This window comes from Hydrogenovibrio kuenenii DSM 12350, assembly GCF_000526715.1.
Taxonomy (GTDB): domain Bacteria; phylum Pseudomonadota; class Gammaproteobacteria; order Thiomicrospirales; family Thiomicrospiraceae; genus Hydrogenovibrio; species Hydrogenovibrio kuenenii.
The window spans coordinates 2264342-2285657 of sequence record NZ_JAGP01000001.1 but is presented as its reverse complement, the minus strand read 5'-3'; the positions used below and the strand labels follow the sequence as shown (position 1 = coordinate 2285657).

Below are 21316 nucleotides of genomic sequence, written 5' to 3'. Positions count from 1 at the left end.
ATAGATGAATGTTTATATTTTAGCGGACATGACATAGAAGTCATATTGGGTGCATTGATGTTTTTTTTCGATAGAGCTTTTCGCTCATTCTTTTTAGGCGGCAGTCTTTTTTCAGTGGTTGCGATGACGGTTTGGTTTGTGCAATATCCAATCATATCTGCTCATTTTTCAAGCCTTGCACCGATGATGTGGCATGCTCATGAAATGGTCTTTGGTTATGCGTTGGCAACGGTTACAGGCTTTTTATTGACAGCCGTTATGAATTGGACGGGAGCGAATTCTGCTTCTGGATGGCGATTACTGTTAATTTTCGGTTTCTGGGTCGTGGCTCGCTTAGGGTATTTATTTGATCTTCCGATTTTTTGGGTGGCGTTATTTGATTTGGCTTTCAATGTTGGGTTGTTCTTGCACTTTGCATTACCTGTTTTTCAGAAAAAGCTTTGGGCGCAGACGGGGTTGGCATCGAAGTTTTTGTTGTTAATTTTGGTTAATGCGGTGTTTTATGCCGGAGCGCTGGGTTGGATTGGTTTTAGTCAGTTCAATGCCATTCTATTGGGGTTGTTTTTGGTGCTTGCGATTAACCTGACGATGATGCGTCGATTGCTTCCCTTTTTTACGGAGAAAGCCCTGGGGTTGCCAGAGCAAAAACAATATAAGTGGCTTGATGGAGTTGCATTGGTTGGCTTCTTTGCGTTAATGATTGTTGTTGTGTTTTGGTCAATGCATTGGATGGTTGTTGTGATTGCCTTGCCTTTATTTATTGCACACTTTATCCGTTTATGGCGTTGGTATCATCCAAGGATTTGGAAAGTCACTTTATTATGGCCTTTGTTTATTTCCTATGGATTCATGACCTTGGGTATGTTGCTCTTTGTGGGTGTACCTTTGGGGTGGGTGAGTTTTTCAATCGCCATTCATGCTTTAGCGGCAGGAGGAATAGGTTTACTGTGTTCTGCAATTATTGCGAGAATTTCTTTGGGGCACACTAATCGCAATGTATTTGATCCTCCTAAAGGGCTGAAGTGGGTGTTTATTAGTTTAACGTTGAGTGCTATTTTTAGAGTGCTGCTACCCATTATTGCTCCCAATCAAACAGTACTATGGGTTCATATCAGTCAGTTAGGTTGGATAGTTGGTTTTTTATGGTTAACAGTTCTCTACTGGCCAACTTTAACTCGACCAAGCCCGCCGAAAGAGACGGGCATTTTGCTTTGAGTTGGTTGGCAGGGTGTCTAGTTTAAGTGCCCGATTGAGCCGAGTATGGTGTTGATTTCTGCTTTTTCAGGGCGATAGCTTCGAGGCGCATCTTGTAAATCACCATTGCTTAGTGAGCCAGCACAGGTGAGTCTGAAAATATTCGGGTTGTTGTGAGTCGGTTTTAAATACAGCATTACCGTGTCCATGGTTTCGGGTCTATTATTGTCAGTAGTGTCAGCTACCAAATTTTGCCATGGGATTTGTGTGTCACTCATGATGCCAGTATCTGCCTGTGCCAGCATAACTGGTTGGTTTTTGGTCAAGCGGTTAGCCACCATTTCATTACCGATTCGTACTTTGGTAATAGTGAAGTGATCAGGTAATATTTTCTGTTCATGGTCTTTAATTTGGTTAACCTCAAGCTCGCAATGTTGATCTTGTCGATTAAAACCATGTCTTGTCGTGACTTTGCCATATTGAATAAAAATACGTGTCGCATTCGCGGGTACGGTCAATGTCTGATTGAGCTGGAAAGTATTATCGGCCTGAACATCCATCATCGATTTTGGCGGGGTGAGGGAGCATGCGGTGAGGCTTAAACCGACAATTGTTGTTAAGGAAATAAGTTTAAATGTGTTTGGCTTAAGTGCTTTCATTCTGAAACTCCTCGACAGGGAAGGTATTAGTGTTTATTATCGTCCACCTTTTCGGCAATGATAAGTTTTTTTCTGAAAAATGCTTAATGTCGAATATGTTATAATTAACTGTTTTTATTACTAATTTGTTGATTTTAACCCCTGGTTCTACCCTGGGATGGTTGAGATAGTCTGGAAATAGGTGATGGGCGAGCAAAAAGGAAGCACATTGAATCGTTCGATAGATCAGGATATGACACACTATGACGTTATCGTTGTAGGCGGTGGTCACGCAGGTACTGAAGCAGCATTGGCCTCGGCAAGAATGGGGGTGAAGACCCTATTGCTGACCCATAATATTGATACGCTTGGGCAAATGTCCTGCAATCCGGCGATTGGCGGTATTGGAAAAGGGCATCTGGTGAAAGAAGTGGATGCTTTGGGCGGTGCTATGGCGTTAGCAATTGATAAGTCGGGCATCCAGTTTAGAACCTTAAATGCTTCTAAAGGCCCTGCTGTACGTGCGACAAGAGCACAAGCTGATCGCGTGCTTTATCGCCAAGCGATTCGTACTGTGCTGGAGAATCAGCCGAACCTCTATCTGTTTCAACAGCCTGTTGAGGATATGCTGACCGAAGGCGATAGAGTGGTGGGCGTTGAAACCAAAATGGGATTGCGCTTCTATGCGCCTCAAGTGGTATTGACGGTAGGCACTTTCTTGGCTGGTAAAATTCATATTGGTCTACAAAACTACGAAGGTGGCCGTGCTGGAGATGAGCCTGCTAACCGTTTGGCAGCTAAGCTTCGAGAGTTAGATTTGCCAGTTGGGCGCTTAAAAACAGGAACGCCGCCAAGAATTGATGCGCGTAGTGTTGATTTTGATGCGATGCAAATACAGCCTGGCGATGAACCTACGCCTGTTTTTTCTTTTATGGGATCGCGTGATATGCACCCTAAACAAATGCCTTGCTACATTACCTATACCAATGAACAGACTCATGACGTAATTCGCAACTCCTTGGATCAATCTCCTATGTATTCTGATGCAGGTGAAATTGATAGTATAGGGCCGCGTTACTGCCCATCCATTGAAGATAAGGTGATGCGCTTTGCCGATAAAGATCGTCATCAGGTCTTTATAGAGCCAGAAGGCTTAACTTCTATTGAACTTTATCCTAATGGTATTTCGACTAGTTTGCCTTTTGAGACACAATTGCAGATAGTGCGTTCGATGAAGGGGATGGAGCAAGCGAGAATTTTACGCCCAGGTTATGCGATTGAATACGATTACTTTGATCCGAGAGGATTAAAGCCTACTTTGGAATCTCGTGCAATTGAAGGTTTGTTCTTTGCTGGTCAAATCAACGGCACCACGGGCTATGAAGAAGCGGCAGCACAAGGGTTGTTGGCGGGAATGAATGCTGCTCGTGCCGCGCAAGAACAAGATCAATGGTCACCTCGACGAGATGAAGCTTATATGGGCGTGTTGGTGGATGACTTAATTACGCTTGGTACTAATGAGCCTTACCGTATGTTTACTTCCCGTGCAGAGTATCGTTTGATGTTGCGTGAGGATAATGCAGATCAGCGTTTGACAGAAATCGGTCGAGCTTTTGGGTTGATAGACGATACCCGTTGGGCTGCATTTGAGCAAAAAATGGAAACCATGGATAAGGAGATCGAGCGTTTGAAACAAAGCTGGATTTACCCTAATCATGCTGAAGCGAAGAAAGCAGAAGAATTGATGGATTTGCCGTTAAGTAAAGAGCAAACGTTATTCGAATTGTTGAAGCGCCCAAATGTACGTTATGACTCGCTAGCGACGTTAGAAATGTTTGGTGAATCAATTGATGATCCACAAGTGGTTGAGCAAATTGAGATTGAAGCGAAGTATTCTGGTTATATTGAGCGCCAAAAAATCGATATTGAAAAATTACGTCGTTCTGAAGAAGTGAAAATTCCTGAGGACTTGGATTTGGATAAAGTTTCTGGATTGTCGAATGAGGTGAAGCAAAAAATCCGCGACCATAAACCAGAAACCATTGGCATGGCATCGCGTATTTCAGGTATTACGCCAGCAGCCATTTCGATTTTACTTATTTATATTAAAAAGCACCGTCAGGCATCTAAAACGGTCGCCTAAAAAGTAAAGGAATTCAGTTTTAATGTATTTTGACCAGTTAGAAGAAGCTTTTGAGCAATGGGGTTTGGAACCTAACCCCCCAGCCTGGCAGAAATTGGTCGACTATTTGGCACTGTTGCGTAAGTGGAATAAAGTGTATAACTTGACTGCGATTCGTGATGAAGAAGAAATGTTTGTGAAACATTTGCTGGATAGTCTTGCAGTGGCACCATTTATTGATAGTGAACGTTTGATTGATGTAGGAACTGGCGGAGGTTTGCCAGGTATTCCTTTGGCAATTTTATTTCCAGAAAGACAAATCGATTTATTGGACAGTAACAGTAAAAAAACCCGTTTTCTTATTCAGGCAAAAGCAGAGTTGGATTTACAAAATACTCAGATATTTCATATGAGGGTTGAGGATTATCAACCGGAACATTTGTATGATGGGGTGGTTTCTCGTGCCTTTGCTTCATTAGATGATATGTTGTTTTGGACAAAGCATTTAGTAAAAGATAATGGTTGTTGGTGGGCAATGAAATCTCAGAAAACGCAAGATGAGCTAGCGCAATTGCCTAATTTTGCTAGAATAATGCAAGTTTTTGAATTGCAAGTACCCCATTTGCAAGCAGAAAGAACCCTAATTCAAGTGCAGAAAATTCAGAGTGTCTAATCAATTATGAGCCGAATCATTGCTATTGCTAACCAAAAAGGCGGCGTTGGAAAAACGACTACAAGTGTCAATCTTGCAGCGGCATTAGCAAGAATGAAGAAAAAGGTTTTGCTGGTTGATATGGACCCGCAAGGTAATGCGACGGTTGCCATAGGGATTGATAAAGACGAACTCGAAGTGTCAGCTTATGACCTTTTGATCGGCGATGTTAAAGCCAAAGATGTCATTATCTCTACTGAAATAGAAGGGCTGGATTTAATTGGTTCCAATAGTGAATTAACGGCAGCTGAAGTTGCATTGATTGAAGAAAATAAAGGGCCTAAGCGTTTACGAAAAGCGTTAAAGAAGGCCGTTGATCAGTATGACGCTATTATCATCGATTGTCCGCCTACGTTGAATATGTTGACCTTGAACGCACTGACAACAGCGGACGGTATTGTGGTGCCAGTGCAATGCGAGTTTTTTGCATTAGAAGGTTTATCTGCCTTAATGGATACTATTGAGGCAGTGCAGCAAGATTTGAATCCAGATCTGCATATCGATGGTTTGCTGAGAACCATGCATGATAGACGTAATAACCTTGCGAACGATGTATCTAATGAATTAGTGTCGCATTTTGGTATGAAAGTGCTGCAAACCATTATTCCAAGAAATGTGCGGTTGGCTGAGGCACCTAGCCATGGTGAATCAATATTGGATTATGATATTTCCTCGAATGGCGCAATAGCTTATTTGGCGCTAGCAAATGAGTTGATTCGAAAAACCAAAATTTAATTGAAGTTTACTAACTGAAGCGGACAGAGAAATGGCAAAGAAAAGAGGTATGGGTCTAGGGGGTGTTCGTGCACTTTACGGCGCGAAGCAGAAAGCAGAGTCTAATGTGTCGGATTTGCGCATTGAAAAAGTATCCATAGATCACCTTAAACCTGGTGTTTATCAGCCGAGATATAATTTTGATCAGGAAGCTTTGTCAGAGCTTGCTGACTCAATTCGCTTGCAAGGCATTGTTCAGCCGATAGTGGTTAAAGCTTCAGATGAAGATGATACTTATGAAATTATTGCTGGAGAAAGACGTTGGCGTGCAGCGAGAATAGCAGGATTAACTTCTGTTCCTGTTGTTATTCGTCAAGCTGACAACCAAGCTACGCTCGCAATGGCGCTGATTGAGAATATACAGCGTGAAGATTTGAACCCGATTGAAACTGCATTGGGTTTGAAGCGTTTAATGAAAGAGTTTGATTTGACTCAGCAAGCCGTGGCTGATGCGGTGGGTCGTTCTAGAACTGCGGTGACCAATCTTTTAAGATTGTTGAAGCTTCCAGAAAAAGTTCAGGAATGGTTGCACAAAGGTGATTTGACTATGGGCCATGCTCGAGCCATTATTACTTTGCCAGAAAATCTTCAGTTAGAGCTTGCGCAAAAATCTATTTCTAAAAACTGGACAGTTCGTGATATGGAGCAGGCTGTTCAAGCTATTCTAGTTCCAAAGAATTTGAAAAAGGCTAAAAAACCTGAGTTAGCGGCTCATTATCTTGAAAAACAAGAGCAGATTGCCGAAAAAATGGCGACCAAAGTTAAGATTAATCACAGTGTTAACGGAAAAGGGAAAATCGAGCTGATCTTTAGCTCAGAAGAAGAATTACAACGTTTGTTAGAGCATTTAAGCTAAGTTTGGTGCGAAAAGATAAACATTATTAATGACGTTGAGGGTTGTTTGAGCACATTTAGTGCTGTAAATAGATGATATTACTATATATAGTGGTGTCATAAAAATAGTTTGATTACCACTAGATTTTAGTTATAGAAAAAGCTATTATTTCAAGCCGTTTTGATTTGGTTTTTTTAAAGCCTAAACACATAATTTTGAGTTAAAAATTTAACGTGAAAATACCTGAAAAAAGAGTAGAAGAATCGTCTTCCTCAAAAAAGAAACCTGCGTTAAATTTTTTGCTAATGAGTGCCGGTTCAGTGTTTACCAGCATGATTGTTGCTGGCTTTTTAGTGGGCTATTTTTTTGACCAGTTGTTCAATACAACGCCGTTGTTCTTGTTGAGTTGCGGTGTATTGGGCTTTATTGGTGGAATTTTAAAAATACACAAATTGCTTAGCAAAATGGATTTATTGGAGTTGCCTGCAAAAGATAAAGAAGCAGGTGCTACAGATACGGAAGATCAGGATAAAAATGCAAAATAGAAGTCTTTCTCAATCCTTGAAGGTACAAGGCATAATTGGATTGATTTTGTTAGCTGTATTTGCGTTTTTTGGCTTGTGGGCTTCCGCACTTTATGGGTTGTTTATCGGATTGGTAAACGTAATTTTACTTGGATTGACGTTTCAACGTGCAAACGAGAAAGCGGCCGAGGATCCGAAAAGTGGCATATTGATTTTATATCTAAGTGCAGTCATTAGATTTGTTCTACTGGCTGTGTTATTTGTATTGGGGCTGTCGCTCTTGAAACTTGATCCAATGGCGGTCGTGTTAACTTTTGTGTTAATGCAGGCTGGTCAGATGTTCAATTTGAAAGGCAAGCGGCGTTTGACTGACTAAGGAGAAAGACCTTGAGTACTGAAAAAATGGGTACTGTCGAGTATATCCAGCACCATTTGACCAATAATCATATTGGTGAAGGGTTTTGGACATTTAATATCGATACCATCGTTGTGAGCTTATTGTTGGGTGCGTTGATTGTTTTTGTAGCAGCACGCCTTGGAAGAAGATTAGAAACCGGCAGACCCGGCGGATTCCAAAACTTTGTTGAAAGTCTTTTGGATTTCGTAGCAACTAATGTTAGAGATGCTTTCCCTGGCCACAATCCTTTGATTGCGCCACTTGCATTAACCATTTTCCTTTGGGTTTGGTTAATGAACTTCATGGATTTGATTCCTGTTGATTTACTACCTTATTTATACCAGTTGGTGACAGGTGATGCTCATGCCCACCTAAAAGTTGTACCTACAACTGACTTGAACACCACATTGGCTATGTCATTCACCGTTTTTGCTTTGATTATTTTCTATAACATCAAAGTAAAGGGAATTTTAGGATTCATTAAAATGTTCCTATTCCACCCATTCGGTAAGTTTTTTGTTCCTGTAAACATCGTCATGACGTTGATTGAAGAAGTGTCTAAGCCACTTTCTCTTGCACTGCGTTTGTTCGGTAACATGTTTGCAGGGGAACTCGTATTCCTATTGATCGCTTTGATCGGTGGAACTTTGGCAGTTGGTGCTGCTGCTTTATTCTGGGCACCGTTACAAGCTATATTGGATTTAGGTTGGTTGATATTCCACTTATTGGTTATCACGTTACAAGCCTTTATCTTTATGGTGCTAACAATTGTTTACTTAGGCATGGCGCACGAAGACGACCATTAATAAATAAACAATGAAAGGAATATAGAGGCTGCACTTAAGTCTCTTAAAAGGTTTAAGCAACCTGCCTGTCAAATCAATAGGTAAAAAGCTTTTTAACTTTAACTATTAACTTTAACTTTAAGGAGTAAACTAAATGGAAGCTCAATTTATTGCGGACATTTATGCTGCTACGGCAATTGGTGTTGGTGTTATCTTGGCTGCTGCTGGTCTAGGTTCAGCAATCGGCTGGGGTCTTATTTGTTCTAAGACACTAGAGGGTATCGCACGTCAACCAGAAATGCGTCCTGCGCTAATGACTAACATGTTTATTTTTGCTGGTTTGATGGAGTCTTTCCCATTCATCATCCTTGCATTTGCTATGTGGTTCTTGTTTGCTAACCCATTCGTTGGTGCAATGAAAGCTGCTTTGGGTGCTTAATCCATAGTTTTTCATTACCCATATTTTTAAATAACGAATGGCGAGGTAACCACCGTGAGTATTAACGCAACGCTTCTCATCCAAATTATTGCATTTGTGCTATTGATTTGGTTTGTGAACAAAGTGCTGTGGGGGCCGCTTTCAAAGTTAATGGAAGATCGTCAGAAGAAAATTGCTGATGGTCTTTCTGCTGCTGAGAAAGGTAAGCATGAACTTGAGTTAGCAGAACAGAAGGCAAAAGAAATTCTGAAAGATGCTAAATCTCAAGCTCAAAACGTACTAAGTCAAGCTGAAAAACGTGGTTCTGAAATCGTAGAAGATGCGAAAGTAAAAGCTGCTGAAGAAGCTGACCGTATTAAAGCTGCCGCCCAAGCAGAATTAGAGCAAGAAGTAAGTCGTGCTAGAGAAGACCTTCGTAAAGAAGTGTCTGGCCTAGTGGTTGAAGGTGCAGAGAAAATTCTTAAGAAAGAAGTTAATGCTGCAACCCACAACGACATGCTTGAAGCCTTAGTTAAATCAATCTAAGGACGACTCTATGGCAGAATTAATGACAATTGCTAGACCGTATGCAGAAGCTATTTTTGCGGTTGCAAAAGAAGAAAGTAAGTTAGATGCTTGGTCAGAAACTTTGACTAATCTATCAGCTATTGTTTCTGATGAAGCAATGCAAGCTTTTATGGCAAACCCTGAAGCAAGTGATGAGCAAATTTCTGATGTGTTCAAAGCTGTTTTAAAAGGAAGCCAGGATAAAGAGCTAGATAACTTATTGTCTGTGATGTTTGAAAACAAACGTTTGCAAGCACTTACTTTTGTTTCAGAGCTTTTTGAAAACATGAAAGCTGAAGAAGAAAAGAAAGTGAGAGCAACCGTTATTTCAGCACGTGCAGCAACGGTAGAGCAGAAAAAGAAATTAAGTGCTGCTTTAAATGCTAAGTTTGATGCTGAGGTCGAAATCAATTATGAAGAAGATTCTTCATTGATCGCCGGCATTAAAATCATCGTCGGTGACTGGGCTATTGATGGCTCAGCACTATCGCAGTTAAACAAACTTGGCGCAGCAATCGCCCAATAATGGAGAGGAACACACATGCAATTGAATGCCTCTGAAATTAGCAGCCTGATCAAAGATCGTATTAAAGGTTTTGACGGCGCAGCTGAGTCTGGCAGTGAAGGTACGGTCGTTAGCATTGCTGACGGTATCGCGCTTATTCACGGCGTATCAGATGTAATGTATGGTGAGATGGTTCAATTTGACGAAAACACTTTCGGTATGGCACTTAACCTTGAGCGTGACTCAGTTGGTGTTGTTGTACTAGGTGAATTTGAACACATCTCAGAAGGTCAAAAGGTTACTTGTACTGGTCGTATTCTTGAAGTACCAGTTGGACCAGAAATGCTAGGTCGCGTTGTCGATGCATTGGGTCGTCCAATTGATGGTAAAGGTGCTATCGATACTAAAGTAACTTCACCTATCGAGCGTATTGCTCCAGGTGTAATCGATCGTCAATCAGTTGATCAACCTATGATGACTGGTATCAAGTCTATTGACTCAATGATTCCTGTTGGTCGTGGTCAACGTGAGTTGATTATCGGTGACCGTCAAACTGGTAAAACTGCAATCGCAGTTGACGCAATTATTTCTCAGAAAAACACTGGTGTTAAATGTGTTTACGTTGCAATGGGGCAAAAAGCTTCAACCGTAAACAACGTTAGACGTAAGCTAGAAGAAATGGGTGCGATGGATAACACTGTTATCGTTGCGGCTAATGCTTCTGATCCAGCTGCTCTTCAATACATGGCTGCATATGCAGGTTGTGCGATGGGTGAATACTATCGTGACCGTGGTGAAGATGCGTTGATCATCTATGATGATCTAACTAAGCAGGCGCAAGCTTATCGTCAAGTATCACTGTTATTACGTCGTCCTCCTGGACGTGAAGCTTTCCCTGGTGATGTATTCTACCTACATTCACGCCTACTTGAGCGTGCAGCTCGTGTTAGCGCGGATTATGTTGAAAAATTCACTAACGGTGAAGTAAAAGGTAAGACTGGTTCATTGACTGCTCTACCTATTATTGAAACCCAAGCAGGTGACGTATCTGCTTTCGTTCCAACTAACGTAATTTCGATCACAGATGGTCAGATCTTCCTTGAAACAGGTTTGTTTACTCAAGGTATCCGTCCTGCTGTTAACGCTGGTTTGTCAGTATCACGTGTTGGTGGTGCAGCTCAAACTAAAGCGATTAAGAAATTAGGTGGTGGTATTCGTCTAGACCTAGCTCAGTACCGTGAATTGGCAGCATTTGCTCAGTTTGCATCTGATCTAGATTCTGCGACGAAAGCTCAGTTAGAGCGTGGTAAGCGTGTTACAGAATTGATGAAGCAAAAGCAATATGCTCCATTGACTATCGCTGAAATGGCTACTTCTCTTTACGCAGCAAACGAAGGCTACTTAGATGATGTTGAAGTTGAAAAAGTATTAGATTTTGAAGCAGCGTTACACGCTTCTTTGAACTCTGAACATGCTGACCTAGCCGCTAAGATTAATGAAAAAGGCGACTGGAACGACGACATCATTGCAGGTGTAAAAGCTTGTATTGAAGCTTTTAAAGCAAACGGCGTTTATTAAGGGGTAGTCCATGGCAGGCGGTAGTAAAGAAATACGGGCAAAAATTGCTTCCGTAACAAATACCAAGAAAATCACCAAAGCCATGGAAATGGTGGCGGCTTCTAAAATGCGTAAAGCGCAAGCTCGCATGGAAGCTACAAAGCCATACGTTGAAAAAGTGAAGAGAGTGATTGATCATGTCTCTGGCGCTCACCCTGAGTATAAGCATCCTTATACTCAGCCACGTGAAAACGTAAAACGCGTCGCGCTGATTATGATCTCTTCTGATCGTGGTTTATGTGGTGGTTTAAATTCAAACTTATTCCGCAAAGCCTTACCAGTATTAAAAAACTGGCAAGAAACAGGGGTTGAAGTAGAACTAGCCTTGGTTGGTGGTAAAGCACAGTCATTCTTCCGTTCATACGGTGGAAATGTTGTTGCAACCGTTGCCGATCTTGGAGATGCCCCTCATATTGAAGATTTGGTCGGAACCATTAAAGTGGTACTGGATCGTTATGATGATGGCGAAATCGATGAAGTTTATTTGGCTTCAAACGAATTCGTTAACACTATGGCTCAAAATCCAACCATTGAAAAACTGGTTCCAATTCAATCTGATGATTCAGCAAAAGAAACGCATTGGGATTATTTATATGAGCCTGATGCAAAAACGGCACTTGATTTATTAATGCGTCGTTATGTTGAAAGTACTGTGTATGGTGCGGTTGTTGAGAATGCAGCATGTGAGCAAGGTGCTCGTATGATTGCAATGAAGAATGCAACCGATAATGCGGGTGAGATGATCAGTGAATTGAAGCTGGCTTACAACAAAGCTCGTCAGGCTGCAATCACGCAAGAATTGTCAGAAATTGTTGCTGGTTCATCCGCTGTTTAAGTTTGAAGGATTTCAATAAAAGGTTAAAGATTATGAGTGGAAAAATAGTACAAATAATCGGCGCGGTTATTGACGTCGAGTTTAAAGGTGCTGATTTACCAAAAATCTATGACGCTTTGAAAGTTGAAGAGCTAGGGTTAACTCTAGAAGTTCAGCAACAAATCGGTGATAACCAAGTGCGTGCAATCGCAATGGGTTCATCTGACGGTTTAAAGCGTGGTATGGCTGTAACAAATACTGGCGAAGCGATTTCTGTTCCAGTAGGTAAAGCAACACTAGGTCGTATCTTCGATGTTCTTGGTAACCCAATTGATAATGCGGGTCCTGTGGACGCAGAAGAGAAAAACACAATTCACCGTCGTGCACCTAAGTTTGATGAACTAGCTGCTTCACAAGAGCTTCTAGAAACGGGTGTTAAAGTTATCGATTTGATCTGTCCATTCGCTAAGGGTGGTAAAGTTGGTCTATTCGGTGGTGCCGGTGTTGGTAAAACCGTTAACATGATGGAATTGATTCGTAACATCGCGATCGAGCACTCAGGTTACTCAGTATTTGCTGGTGTAGGTGAGCGTACTCGTGAAGGTAACGATTTCTATTACGAAATGGAAGAGTCTGGAGTACTTGATAAAGTTGCTCTTGTTTATGGTCAGATGAATGAGCCACCAGGTAACCGTTTACGTGTTGCTTTGACTGGTTTAACAATGGCTGAGTACTTCCGTGATGAAGGTCGTGATATTCTGTTCTTCGTAGATAACATCTACCGTTACACGCTTGCTGGTACAGAAGTATCTGCATTGCTTGGTCGTATGCCATCTGCGGTAGGTTATCAGCCAACTCTTGGTGAAGAGATGGGGATGATTCAGGAGCGTATCACTTCAACGAAAACTGGTTCGATCACTTCGATCCAAGCAGTTTACGTTCCAGCGGATGACTTGACTGACCCTGCACCTGCTACAACATTTGCTCACTTAGACGCGACAGTTGTATTGAACCGTGCGATTGCTGAAACAGGTATTTATCCTGCTATCGATCCACTAGATTCAACTTCACGTCAGCTAGACCCACAAGTTGTTGGTCAAGAGCATTATGATGTTGCACGTGGTGTTCAACAAACGCTTCAACGTTACAAAGAACTTAAAGACATCATCGCGATTCTTGGTATGGATGAGCTTTCTGAAGAAGACCGTGCTACTGTTGCACGTGCTCGTAAGATGCAACGCTTCTTCTCTCAGCCTTACTTCGTAGCGAAAGTGTTCACTGGTGAAGATGGACGTTATGTATCTCTAAAAGAAACAATCCGTGGATTCAAAATGATTATCAGCGGTGAGTTGGATCATGTTGCAGAGCAGGCATTTATGTATGCTGGTGACATCGATGAAGTTTTAGAGAAAGCGAAAAAATACGAAGGTTAATATATTATGGCAGTCTCAATGCAAGTAGATATTGTTAGTGCAGAAGGATCCCTTTTTTCCGGTAAGGCTGAAATGGTATTCGCACAGGCTGCCGATGGTGAGGTCGGTATTATGCCTCACCATACCCAGTTTTTAAGTGCGTTAAAGCCTGGACAAGTTCGTGTTATCAGTGGTGATGAAGAAGATATTTTCTACATCAACAGTGGTATCGTCGAAATTCAACCTTCAGTAGTAACTGTTTTAGCTGATACAGCTATTCGTGCTGAAGATCTTGACCAAGCATCTGCTGAAGAAGCAAAACGTCGTGCTCTGGAAGCTATGGATCAAGCAAAATCGGATACCGATGTTGCTCGAGCTCAAGTTGAATTAGCAGAAGCAGTTGCACAAATTCAGACGCTTAGCAAATTGCGTGATCGTCTGCATAAAACTGGGTTGGCTTAATCGTTAATCTTTGTTAAGAAAGCGCCGCAAGGCGCTTTTTTTATACCTGATATAAACCCTCAACATACATTCTGTATAATAGACTTACTTAATTTTAACCTCCTCTTATTATAGGAAAGTCTATGTCGCTGAAAGTCGTTATCCTTGCTGCAGGCAAGGGCACCCGAATGCGTTCAAGTTTACCAAAAGTTTTACAACCATTAGCAAAGCGTCCTTTGCTTTCACACGTGATAGCAACAGCAGAAAAGTTAGGTGCCTCAGATATACTTGCTGTAATAGGACATGGCGCAGAAGACGTTCAAAAACAAATCCAGTCTGAACATTTACATTTTGTTATGCAAGAATCACAGCTTGGAACAGGACATGCGGTTCAGCAAGCGGTTGACTTGATACAGGATGAAGATGATGTATTGATTTTGTATGGTGATGTGCCTTTGACACGAGTAGAAACTTTACAAGGCCTGTTGAGCCAACTGAGCCAGGAACACCCTTTGGCATTACTAACCACTAAGCTGGAAGATGCAACCGGTTATGGTCGTATTGTGCGAAATACAAAACAGCAAGTAACTGCGATAGTTGAAGAAAAAGATGCAAATAATGAGCAAAAACATATTAAGGAGATCAACACCGGTATTATGGCGTCCAAAGGGCAGTCACTAAAAAAATGGTTAGGTCAGTTATCTAATGAGAATGCTCAAGGGGAATATTACCTAACAGATATTATTGCTATGTGTGTTGAGGATGGTTTTTTCGTAGAAACCGCACAACCCGCAAGCTTAATGGAAGTTTTGGGTGTTAATAATAAGCAACAATTACAGGATTTAGAAAGACAGTATCAAGCTGCATTAGCTAATGAACTAATGGAAAAAGGCGTTACTTTAATAGATGTTAATCGTGTTGATATACGTGGTGAGCTTGAAGTCGGTCAAGATGTCGAAATCGATGTGAACGTTGTTTTTGAAGGTAAAGTTACTTTAGGTGATGGCGTTAAAATTGGTGCTAACTGCATTATCAAAGATTGCAGTTTGGCAGACAATACAGTCGTTGAAGCATTTTCCCATTTGGATGAAGCAGAAATTGGTGCCAATTGTGTGATTGGACCTTATGCTCGCATCCGTCCAGGAACCGTTCTGTCTGAAAAAGTCAAAATAGGCAATTTTGTTGAAACCAAAAAAGCAGTCATCGGCACTGGTTCAAAGGTCAATCATTTGAGCTATGTAGGCGATACTGTGATGGGTGAAAACTGTAATATCGGCGCAGGCACTATTACTTGTAACTATGATGGTGTTAATAAATATCAAACCAAAATTGGTGATAATGTATTTGTTGGCTCAGCTTCTCAACTGGTTGCTCCTGTGGAAGTTGAACGTGGTGCAACCATTGGTGCTGGATCAACCATTACCAAAACGGCACCCGCAGATGAATTGACACTTTCTCGTTCAAAGCAGTTAACCATCAAAGGTTGGCAAAAGCCGACAAAAAAAGAAAAACACTAAAATCTGCCAGGCTGGGGTAAGCCAATAAAGGGGCGTTGATGATATATCGAGAAATTTTGCCATCACAAGCGGATGATTTTCAAAAGCTTATGAGAGACAATCTGTGGGAAATGATTTCTCAAGATGGTGGTCAAAGTGAATTTATTGGGTGGGCTTATATTATGCATTGGCGATTACCAACCTCAGAGGGAGAAAGTAAAGAGGCAGAAGTATGGCTACACTTCTCCGAGAATCAGGGGGTTCAAGCCTCACACTTAGAAATGAATACTGCAGCAAAACCATTGATGGATAACTTATTAAGTGGCTGGTGAAAATGAATTTATTGTCAAAGCAAACATGGATAATTTTTATTCAGCTAACACGCTTAGACCGGCCAATTGGCACCTATTTAGTGTTATGGCCTGCGTTATGGGCATTGGTTTTGGCAGCAGAACATCTTCCTTCATTAAGTTTGATTCTAATTTTTACTTTGGGCGCATTCGTCATGCGTTCCGCTGGTTGTATTATTAATGATTATGCAGATAGACACTTTGATGGTCACGTAGAGCGAACCTGTAATCGACCTTTAGCTGCCGGATTAATTACGGAAAAACAAGCTTTAATCTTTTTTGCCATACTTTGTATCATTGCGCTTGGGCTTGTTTTATTACTTAATCAACTAACGATTGTTTTATCCATTGGCGCACTCATTCTGGCAACACTTTATCCCTTTATGAAGCGTCATACTTATTGGCCACAAGCATTTCTAGGTGCTGCATTTGCTTGGGCGATTCCTATGGCATTTGCGGCAGTACAAAATGATGTACCTTGGCAAAGCTGGATAGTATTTTTGACTGTTATGGTTTGGGCGTTGATTTACGATACCGCCTATGCGATAACCGATAAAGAAGATGACCTTAAAATAGGGATTAAATCAACGGCAATATTGTTTGGTGAGCATGTTCGCTTTTGGATAGGTTTCTTTCAACTTGTAATGTTTGTTTTACTTGTGTGGATAGGTAATTTATTTCATTTAGCAGTTGGTTATCATGCAGCACTATTAGCTGTTTTGGGCTTGTTTTTGTACCACCAACGACTTTTAGCTCGTAATGAACCTAAGTATGCGTTTCAAGCCTTTTTAAATAATCATTGGATTGGTTTAGTACTGTTACTGGGGAGTTTATTTGATAAGTGGCAGTTGTAACAGGTGGTTATTGCAAAACGCCACTTTCTGGAGATTGATGAATAAAACTATCAAATTGCCAATCGGCAGTTTCAATGGTTTGTTGGATGATCGTGAGTAGGGCTTTAATAAACTTGGGCTGGTAGCTTAAAGAGATTCCTGAACCTTCTTCAGGCTCTAAAATAAGCTCTGCAAAATCAGTATCAAACCCTTTAAAAGTCATTCTGCTGAGTAAAATTGGTGCTTCCCCCAAAGGAAAATCAGCAGATTCTGGTGGTTGATAAGCCTGATCAAATTGAGGCTCCTCAGATGGGTTGCCTTCAACTGAATTCTGGCTTGTGTCAAAAATGGCTTCGCCTGTCTGAGGGTGTTGCCCTTGCAAGACGGGGAGCAGTAATTTCAGATAGCGGCGAGTTAACCAAGCATGGAAAACCTGCTTTTCGTCAGTATGAATTTTTAGCAAAATCCTATCTTCTATAGGAAGGTAGTGTGCTTGTATTTGTTTAATTTGACTGGACATATTTCAATTGCTGATAAGTTCTAAATTCATTATACCTTGTTTCGCCTGCATGCTGATATGGCCTGTTGTAAGTTTTGCGCAGACGCTTGCTGAGTCCAAAGCGACAAACACATCCTCAAGTGCTTCTCAAACGACCGATACGAAACCGACTTTGCCGACAACGCAAGAAAAAACACCGTTGCCGATAGTAAATGATAAGACACCATTACCCACAAAGGATAAGCAGTATTTTTTTGAAGGTGTTTCTAGTCCGTTGATGAATTCGACACTGAATTATTTAGATAAGGTTCAGGGTTGGGTCGGGTCTTATGTAGAAGATGTCGGTGAGTCGGCAGATGCTTTTTTTGGATCTGAGGAAGACTTTGATCGAACACAAGGCAGTCGTCTTGATGTCATGACCCCCATTACTTTTCATGAAAATGGAAAAATCGATACCACAGTTAAAGTTAGAGGAAAGTTCGAGCTTCCCAGAACGAATAAGCGATGGAACTTGATTGTGCAGTCTGCTGAAAACTCATTGAGCGATTATGCAAATACAGGTTCAGCTTCAAATACCACTTCTAATAACCAGTTTTCAGGAACAGCAACGAATAATGATACCGCAGCAACGGTAGGGTTACGTTATGCGCTCGAAGTAAAAAACTATACCAACTCTTTTGTTGGTTTCGGGTTGAACTTTCGTGGCATCAGTCCCGATCCATATGCACGAATTAAAGGTACCTACAAATGGCAATTGAATGATCGAGTTTATAGCCGGATGGTGCAGGACTTGTTCTGGGAAAGCTATGCAGGTGTCGGATTAACTTCTAAACAAACGTTTGATTACCAGTTCAACCAAGAAAATTTATTGCGTTCGGAAACTCAAGGAACATGGTGGGATAAGGAACAATATTATGAGCTTCATCAGGTATTTTATTTCTATCAGACGATGAATGTGCATCGAGCGATTGCCTACCATGTCGGATGGGATTGGGATACCAAGGATGTTGGCCCGCATTTGGTTTCTTACCATACCGGCTTTCAATGGCGTGAACGTATTTATAAGAAGTGGTTGTTTTTTGAAATCCAACCGAGAGTGGATTTTAACCAGGATACGGATTTTAGAAAGGCTGATCCGAACATAACATTTATGTTAGAAGCTCAGTTTTATGACAGAAAGTTTGAGAAGTAAAAAAGCCTGCTACCAATGGAGACAGAAGTAGCAGGAAAGGGTTAAGAGAGAGGGTTAAAACCTAGAAGACAACTCTTAGCTGAAGCGCCAAGCGGTTATCCAAAGAATCTAAGATACTTTTTACAGTAGCGTTTCCAGCTGGAGCTTCGATTTTACGAATTTCATAATCCGCCATCAAAGTTGTTTTCTTGTTAAAGAAATACTGTGCACCCAGTGTGGTGTTTGTGAATTTGCGTTCATTCGCAGCCACTTTTGTTCCGCTATCAAGGAAGTCATATCGCGCATTTAGCTCAATATTTGGCTTTACGCGGTAACCTAGATCAACATAGTAACCATTTGCCTCTTCATCAGTCTGAACGCTAAATGATGCACCATCGGCAGGCAATCCAGCACCTTTTGTTCCACCATAAATCATGCCTTTTGCAGTGATGTATTCCGCCGTCATACGGTATTTACCGTCAAAATAGGTGGTTCCTAGGCCTGAACGGCTACGATCTTTATCTGTTGCAACGCCACTAATATTAATGGTACGCTTGCCATTCTGAGACCAGGCATAGAACTTCAGACCGTGGCGACGAGGCCCTTTTGAAGCCCCAAATACCTTTTCAGTAGAAAGATATAAATAGGTATCTTTCGACTTATTGTTGTCTGTCATGGCTAAACCATTACCATTACCCATCATGACAGCATAACTAGTGTCCCAACCTTTAAGATTAAAGCTATCAAACACTTCTACACCTGTATCACGGAAGGCGCTAACAGGTTGACTACGAGTGGTATCTCCGGTTGAATTGGTAAAAGAGCGTTCAAGTAGAAGTCTATCAACCACACTCGTGAAGTTGACATAATTATAAACACCTATACCTTGCATAGCTTTTTCTGAACCAGGTGTTTTAAAGAGCCCTACACGGATGCGAGCTCCAGGGATATGATTTAACGTAACGCTGGCATCTGTTAGTTGGCCCTGCGAGGCCTTTCCGCCTGTAGTAATTCCATTATTTCCAAACTCTGTAAGTAAGAAGTAATTCACCTTTGGATCTAGAGGAAAGTTGTTACCTCTGACACCAATACGAGCACGCTTGACATTAAAGCTGCTAGGAGATGAAAGCTGTGGTGCAACTTGGTTAAAGGCTGCTGATTTGCCTTTATAAGGTCCAGCTTTCAATTTTGTATCATCAGTTGATTGGTAATCCAATTGCAAGAACCCCCACACTTTTGCTCTTGGTGCTTGATTGGCGGGTTCTGTACCTTGTAACATGAGCCAGTTTGCTGCTTGAACGCTTGTTGAAGCTGTTGCAGCTAAAATAGCGATCGGAAGTACTTTTTTCAATAAATGCTTTTTCATAAGTATCGTCTCTTCTGAATTTGAGGTAAATGCATCTTGGATTGCTGAAACATTCAGCAATCTTTTTGCGTTATCTGTTTTATTAGTTTTATGGTCTTAGATAGGCATACCCACGCTGCTGTAAGTAGACCAATTCGGCAACGCCACTAGGAACAACATCTTTAGGATCAACGTCGTAAAGATCCTTTTTATAATCAACTGCCTTACCTTTTAGCGTGTTTGCACAAACATCGAAAACCACCCCTTCCATTTTTAGGGAGTCGATTTTTTGCTGCATTTCAGGGGTTGCATTGGCAGCATTGAACTTTGGATGGCTCTTTAACGCCTTAGGTAATAGCAATAAAGAAAGACCATTTCCATGAAGAACAACCTTGATTTTCATGTGGTCAGCACCAACAGCGTTGATGTTGTTCTGAATGTTGTGTAGCACTTTGGCTTGGCGCTTTATGTCGTCATAGTTGATGTGATAAACGACTTTTTGCTCCCCATAACGACTGCTGTTCGCCTGCGCTGAATTTGCCATGAACAAAGCAGCAATCAGAAGAGGAAAGAATAAAGATGGTTTCAATAGTTTTTTCATGCCATGCTCTCGCTTATGGTTTTAGTATTTGATAGCCTGCAGCATTAAGCTGAAGTATTCTACCCGCACCCGCTGGAACCATTTGGACACCAGGGATAATCTTTGGTGTATAGCCAAGCTTTTTGCTGTAGTTGTTCAAAGTGTTTTGGCAAGCACTGAAACGAATGCCGGAGCTCATCATGGATTTGATGCGTGGTGTGTTAACGTTCCCAGCCATCATTAAGCGCAAGCCAGGGCCAAATGCGACGATTTCGATATCGACATCTCCAGCGCCGTAATACTTCATGAGATTTCCTGCAACATTAAGTACCAAAGTTTGTTTAAAAGGATTTGGATCGCTAATTTGTAGAACGACTTTATGGGTGGCAAAAGTATCTGGTAAAGGAGCTTCTTTTTGCGCAGCCATAGTTAAAGGCGATAGCAGTAAGCCGACAAGCCAGCTTAAAACTAACGTATGGGTTAAAAATTTCATTACCTGATTTCCTTCTAGTTGAATGTCTAAACTTTGAGTACTCATGGGAATAACGGGAGGGGTGCGGGAAATATTCCGTTTTCATCCACTGCAAATTTCTATGAGTAAATCAGCGCTATTTATTTAAGGAAATCATTATTTTCTTATATGAAATTAACGCTTGTTATCTCAATTTTTTTTGCCTAATATGAAAAAAGGAAATTTTTTAAAGATATCAAAATGATAAAAAGCTGGATAAAACAAAAGAGTAATCAAGCAAAGTTGCATGCGGTACTGGAGTCGCATTATGCGAACCTCTATCGGATCGCATACGCGTGGTGCCAAGATGCTTCTTTAGCTCAGGATTTGGTTCAAGATACCATGGTCAAGTCATTGCAAAAGGCGGAAACAATATCTTGTTTCGAGAACATCGACCGCTGGTTATGCAAGGTGATGCACAACTTGTTTTATGACAATTGTCGTCATAACACTCGTTGGCAGCAGGTTGATGTGGAGGACTTTTCTGAAGAATTGCATTCGGAGTCAGTTGAAACTTTATATATCAAGAAACAGGCGATTCAAAATATTCATGATGCCATTGGATGTTTGCCTGTCGATCAAAGGGAAATTATTATTCTGGTTGACCTGCAAGGCTACAGTTATCAGGAAGTGTCTGAAGTCATGGTAATACCAGTAGGAACCGTCATGAGTCGATTATCACGAGCACGTGATAAACTGAAAAAACTTGTGACGAGTGAAAAATATATCCCACGTTATCACCATAACGTGGTGAATCTTAAGAAGAGTAAATAATC

25 protein-coding genes are annotated in these 21316 nt (G+C 41.3%); 20 read left to right on the top strand and 5 right to left on the bottom strand.

The features are described 5' to 3' along the window. Positions 1 to 57 precede the first annotated feature (57 nt). The gene (locus tag N745_RS0110750; protein WP_038071410.1) at positions 58 to 1215 is read left to right on the top strand and encodes an NnrS family protein; all 1158 of its coding nucleotides are present in this window, start codon (positions 58 to 60) and stop codon (positions 1213 to 1215) included. A 17-nt stretch (positions 1216 to 1232) separates the two neighbouring features. Here N745_RS0110750 and N745_RS0110745 read toward each other — a convergent pair whose 3' ends face one another. Next, the gene (locus N745_RS0110745) at positions 1233 to 1853 is read right to left on the bottom strand and encodes a hypothetical protein (protein WP_024852131.1); all 621 of its coding nucleotides are present in this window, start codon (positions 1851 to 1853) and stop codon (positions 1233 to 1235) included. Positions 1854 to 2037: 184 nt separating this feature from the next. On the opposite strand from N745_RS0110745, the gene mnmG reads away from it, so the two are divergent. From mnmG to ubiA, 17 genes are all read left to right on the top strand, one after another. Continuing rightward, positions 2038 to 3975: a tRNA uridine-5-carboxymethylaminomethyl(34) synthesis enzyme MnmG gene (mnmG, locus tag N745_RS0110740; RefSeq protein WP_096761362.1), complete on the top strand. Its 1938-nt coding sequence runs from the start codon at positions 2038 to 2040 to the stop codon at positions 3973 to 3975. Between the two features lie 22 nt (positions 3976 to 3997). Further along, on the top strand, positions 3998 to 4627 hold the full coding sequence (gene rsmG, locus N745_RS0110735; RefSeq protein WP_024852129.1) for a 16S rRNA (guanine(527)-N(7))-methyltransferase RsmG: 630 nt from the start codon (positions 3998 to 4000) through the stop codon (positions 4625 to 4627). 6 nt (positions 4628 to 4633) lie between these two features. Then, the gene (locus N745_RS0110730; RefSeq protein WP_024852128.1) at positions 4634 to 5401 is read left to right on the top strand and encodes a ParA family protein; all 768 of its coding nucleotides are present in this window, start codon (positions 4634 to 4636) and stop codon (positions 5399 to 5401) included. A 31-nt stretch (positions 5402 to 5432) separates the two neighbouring features. Continuing rightward, positions 5433 to 6296, top strand: a complete 864-nt coding sequence (locus N745_RS0110725) for a ParB/RepB/Spo0J family partition protein (protein ID WP_024852127.1) — start codon at positions 5433 to 5435, stop codon at positions 6294 to 6296. 212 nt (positions 6297 to 6508) lie between these two features. Next, the gene (locus N745_RS0110720) at positions 6509 to 6820 is read left to right on the top strand and encodes an AtpZ/AtpI family protein (protein ID WP_024852126.1); all 312 of its coding nucleotides are present in this window, start codon (positions 6509 to 6511) and stop codon (positions 6818 to 6820) included. Then, positions 6810 to 7175 carry an ATP synthase subunit I gene (locus tag N745_RS0110715; RefSeq protein WP_024852125.1) on the top strand — a complete coding sequence of 122 codons (366 nt, stop codon included), beginning with the start codon at positions 6810 to 6812 and terminating at the stop codon, positions 7173 to 7175. Before N745_RS0110720 ends, N745_RS0110715 begins: the two co-directional genes overlap by 11 nt. Before the next feature lie 11 nt (positions 7176 to 7186). Beyond that, on the top strand, positions 7187 to 8002 hold the full coding sequence (gene atpB / locus N745_RS0110710) for a F0F1 ATP synthase subunit A (protein ID WP_024852124.1): 816 nt from the start codon (positions 7187 to 7189) through the stop codon (positions 8000 to 8002). Between the two features lie 133 nt (positions 8003 to 8135). Then, positions 8136 to 8420, top strand: a complete 285-nt coding sequence (atpE, locus tag N745_RS0110705) for a F0F1 ATP synthase subunit C (RefSeq protein ID WP_024852123.1) — start codon at positions 8136 to 8138, stop codon at positions 8418 to 8420. 54 nt (positions 8421 to 8474) lie between these two features. Further along, on the top strand, positions 8475 to 8945 hold the full coding sequence (locus N745_RS0110700; protein ID WP_024852122.1) for a F0F1 ATP synthase subunit B: 471 nt from the start codon (positions 8475 to 8477) through the stop codon (positions 8943 to 8945). Between the two features lie 10 nt (positions 8946 to 8955). Next, positions 8956 to 9492, top strand: a complete 537-nt coding sequence (locus N745_RS0110695; protein ID WP_024852121.1) for a F0F1 ATP synthase subunit delta — start codon at positions 8956 to 8958, stop codon at positions 9490 to 9492. A gap of 15 nt (positions 9493 to 9507) precedes the next feature. Further along, positions 9508 to 11049, top strand: a complete 1542-nt coding sequence (atpA, locus tag N745_RS0110690; protein ID WP_024852120.1) for a F0F1 ATP synthase subunit alpha — start codon at positions 9508 to 9510, stop codon at positions 11047 to 11049. Positions 11050 to 11059: 10 nt separating this feature from the next. Continuing rightward, positions 11060 to 11923 (top strand): F0F1 ATP synthase subunit gamma, encoded by an 864-nt coding sequence (gene atpG, locus N745_RS0110685; protein ID WP_024852119.1) that lies wholly within the window; start codon positions 11060 to 11062, stop codon positions 11921 to 11923. 29 nt (positions 11924 to 11952) lie between these two features. After that, positions 11953 to 13335: a F0F1 ATP synthase subunit beta gene (gene atpD / locus N745_RS0110680; protein WP_024852118.1), complete on the top strand. Its 1383-nt coding sequence runs from the start codon at positions 11953 to 11955 to the stop codon at positions 13333 to 13335. 6 nt (positions 13336 to 13341) lie between these two features. Next, a complete protein-coding gene (locus N745_RS0110675; RefSeq protein WP_024852117.1) occupies positions 13342 to 13776 on the top strand; it encodes a F0F1 ATP synthase subunit epsilon in 435 nt (144 codons plus the stop codon). A 122-nt stretch (positions 13777 to 13898) separates the two neighbouring features. Beyond that, positions 13899 to 15272: a bifunctional UDP-N-acetylglucosamine diphosphorylase/glucosamine-1-phosphate N-acetyltransferase GlmU gene (glmU, locus tag N745_RS0110670; protein ID WP_024852116.1), complete on the top strand. Its 1374-nt coding sequence runs from the start codon at positions 13899 to 13901 to the stop codon at positions 15270 to 15272. Between the two features lie 38 nt (positions 15273 to 15310). Beyond that, positions 15311 to 15583, top strand: coding sequence for a hypothetical protein (locus N745_RS0110665; RefSeq protein WP_024852115.1), 273 nt, complete (start codon positions 15311 to 15313; stop codon positions 15581 to 15583). Positions 15584 to 15585: 2 nt separating this feature from the next. Further along, the gene (gene ubiA, locus N745_RS0110660) at positions 15586 to 16455 is read left to right on the top strand and encodes a 4-hydroxybenzoate octaprenyltransferase (RefSeq protein WP_024852114.1); all 870 of its coding nucleotides are present in this window, start codon (positions 15586 to 15588) and stop codon (positions 16453 to 16455) included. A gap of 7 nt (positions 16456 to 16462) precedes the next feature. On the opposite strand, the gene N745_RS0110655 is transcribed toward ubiA, so the two are convergent. Next, complete coding sequence (locus N745_RS0110655) at positions 16463 to 16954, bottom strand: hypothetical protein (RefSeq protein WP_024852113.1); 492 nt, start codon at positions 16952 to 16954, stop codon at positions 16463 to 16465. A gap of 49 nt (positions 16955 to 17003) precedes the next feature. Here N745_RS0110655 and N745_RS0110650 point away from each other — a divergent pair, with 49 nt between their 5' ends. Continuing rightward, a complete protein-coding gene (locus tag N745_RS0110650; protein WP_024852112.1) occupies positions 17004 to 18125 on the top strand; it encodes a hypothetical protein in 1122 nt (373 codons plus the stop codon). A gap of 61 nt (positions 18126 to 18186) precedes the next feature. Here N745_RS0110650 and N745_RS0110645 read toward each other — a convergent pair whose 3' ends face one another. The 3 genes from N745_RS0110645 to N745_RS0110635 form a co-directional block, all read right to left on the bottom strand. Continuing rightward, positions 18187 to 19470, bottom strand: coding sequence for a porin (locus N745_RS0110645; RefSeq protein WP_024852111.1), 1284 nt, complete (start codon positions 19468 to 19470; stop codon positions 18187 to 18189). A gap of 88 nt (positions 19471 to 19558) precedes the next feature. Continuing rightward, positions 19559 to 20050 (bottom strand): DsrE family protein, encoded by a 492-nt coding sequence (locus N745_RS0110640; RefSeq protein WP_038070735.1) that lies wholly within the window; start codon positions 20048 to 20050, stop codon positions 19559 to 19561. 13 nt (positions 20051 to 20063) lie between these two features. Further along, positions 20064 to 20522, bottom strand: a complete 459-nt coding sequence (locus tag N745_RS0110635; protein WP_024852109.1) for a DsrE family protein — start codon at positions 20520 to 20522, stop codon at positions 20064 to 20066. A gap of 261 nt (positions 20523 to 20783) precedes the next feature. On the opposite strand from N745_RS0110635, the gene N745_RS12040 reads away from it, so the two are divergent. After that, complete coding sequence (locus tag N745_RS12040) at positions 20784 to 21314, top strand: RNA polymerase sigma factor (RefSeq protein ID WP_157833764.1); 531 nt, start codon at positions 20784 to 20786, stop codon at positions 21312 to 21314. The last annotated feature ends 2 nt before the right edge of the window (positions 21315 to 21316 follow it).